Below are 1,192 nucleotides of genomic sequence, written 5' to 3'. Positions count from 1 at the left end.
GGTTTGGGCTATTCGCCCGTCAGGCCGCCATACTGCCGGACCAGCTGCGCCATGTCGTCAGCAGTTTGCTGGTCGGCCTCGATGCCTTCGGCAACCCCGATGCGATCGCCAACTGGCCGGTTCTGGCTGACCTTCCACTTGCCGTCGATGTTGGTGATGTCGATTTCAAGGCCGATTATGCCCTTGATCTGAGCCTGGATGTAAGCGTCCGGCGCGTCGGTCACCTGCCATGGCTCCGTCCGCCGTGCTTCCTGGCTGGCGGTGAGCTCGGCGATCTGTCCGGCAAGCCAGTCCTTGTCATCGATCACCCGTGCCGTGCCGCGCACCTGCACGGTTGCATAGTTCCAGGTTGGAACGACCTTGCCGGTCTCGCGCTTGGTCTCGTACCAGGACGGGGTGATGTAATGGTCGGCGCCCTGGAAAACCACCAGCACCGGCATGTCGGGCGTATCGGCCAACAGCCGCCATTGCGGATTGGCCCGCGCCAGATGGGCGCGCAGCCTGCCGTTAGGCCCAATTTCGGCATCCAGAAGAAAAGGCAGCAGATTGGCCACCGGGCCTTCCGATCCGTTGCAGATCAGAAGGCCGAGCGGATGGTTGCGGATCAGCGCGTGCAAAACCTCCGTCCGTGTCTCGCGAAACAGCGGAGGCTGGTACATGCGCCGAACTCCTCTTAGCGCAGGCGCTTGGGACGCGGGTCCGACAGCTCGCCGGCAAGGCGCCGGTCGAGATAATCGGCGCATTCTTCGATCACCAGCTCCGGATCGTTGCCGAAGAAGTGGTTGGCACCGGCAAGCGTCTTTTGGGTGATGGTGATGCCCTTTTGCGTGTGCAGCTTGTCGACCAGGCCCTGCACGTCCTTGGGCGGCGCCACCTTGTCGGCATCGCCATGGATGATCAGGCCTGACGACGGGCAGGGCGCCAGGAACGAGAAGTCATAGGTGTTGGGCTGCGGTGCCACCGAAATGAAGCCTTCGATTTCGGGGCGGCGCATCAAAAGCTGCATGCCGATCCATGACCCGAAGGAATAACCCGCAACCCAGCAGCTCTTGGAATCGGGATGCAGCGACTGCACCCAGTCGAGTGCCGCTGCCGCGTCCGACAATTCGCCGGTACCGTGGTCGAACTCGCCCTGGCTGCGGCCGATGCCGCGGAAATTGAAGCGCAGCGTGGTGAAGTCGCGCTTCTGGAA

The 1,192-nt window shown here is 62.8% G+C and carries 2 protein-coding genes; both read right to left on the bottom strand.

The window, feature by feature from the left end:
• Positions 1-8 precede the first annotated feature (8 nt).
• Complete coding sequence (locus tag AC1DUU_RS32505; RefSeq protein WP_476787400.1) at positions 9-659, bottom strand: FMN-binding negative transcriptional regulator; 651 nt, start codon at positions 657-659, stop codon at positions 9-11.
• Positions 660-673: 14 nt separating this feature from the next.
• The coding region (locus AC1DUU_RS32500) for an alpha/beta hydrolase (RefSeq protein WP_476787399.1) at positions 674-1,192 on the bottom strand (519 nt) is incomplete at its 5' end.

The sequence above is a fragment of the Aminobacter sp. P4_H6_2 genome (assembly GCF_056400805.1).
The sequence above is the reverse complement of the archived record's forward strand: the minus strand, read 5'-3'. Positions and strand labels throughout refer to the sequence as shown.